Source organism: Aquimarina addita (assembly GCF_039539305.1).
In the GTDB taxonomy this organism is placed as follows: domain Bacteria; phylum Bacteroidota; class Bacteroidia; order Flavobacteriales; family Flavobacteriaceae; genus Aquimarina; species Aquimarina addita.
Map to the genome: position 1 here is coordinate 1 of NZ_BAABCW010000068.1, position 899 is coordinate 899.

At 36.6% G+C, this 899-nt stretch carries 1 protein-coding gene; it reads right to left on the reverse strand.

The genetic code is table 11. The features are described 5' to 3' along the window. The coding region (locus ABD816_RS22160; RefSeq protein ID WP_344931099.1) for a transposase at positions 1-899 on the reverse strand (899 nt) is incomplete at both ends.

Genomic DNA, 899 nt, shown 5'->3' on the forward strand with positions numbered 1-899 from the left:
GTGTTTTATCAGTGTAGTAGTGTCGGTAGTGGTTTGTTCTAAGGTATAATTGGTGATGAATTGATTATTGGAAGAAGCTTGTACATTATAAGCGGCTTTAAGTTGACCGTTTCTCATGTGATCGTCTTTCATGCGCATGAATGTGGCATCAGGATCAGTTTTGCTGTAACTACCTCGTTTGCCTAAGATAGCTTCTTGTTTATTGTATTTATCTACAGAGGATGGCCAGTTTTTCTTGGCATAGTTGAGCTTTTGCTTCACCTTTTTACAGGTAGGCTTATCTTGTAATGCGGTATTGATTTGATCTATGGTTTGGGCTACTTTTTGTGGATCTATAGCTTCGAACTCTGGTGTATTAGGTACTTGCTCTTCATTGGCATACACTTTTTCTACATAAGCCCATAGCTCTTTTAACTGCTTGGTGATTTTGCCTCGATTGGTCTTTATACTCTTTGCCCAAACAAAGGTGTATTTATTGGCATTAGCTTCTATTTTCGTACCGTCAACATAAATTTCTTTTAAACTTAAATAGCCTTGTTCATTGAGTAAGATAACTACTTGATTAAAAATCGTTTTTAAATGGTTCTTTAAACGTTTTCCTCTAAAATCATTAATCGTATTGTGATCTGGCTTACTCTGACCACTAAGCCACATAAAGTGAATGTTCTCATTAAGCGCCTGCTCTATCTTGCGTGATGAATATAAATTACGCAAGTAGGCATAAATAAGAACTTTGAGTAACATTCGGGGATGGTAACTCGAAGTGCCTCCGCCTTTATAACCCTGCTCTAAAACTGATATATCTAAGGAATCTATAATGGTATTGACAATACGAACAGGATGATTCGCTGGAACTAAATCATCGTAACTAGGTGGTAAAAGACTTAACTGATCTTGAT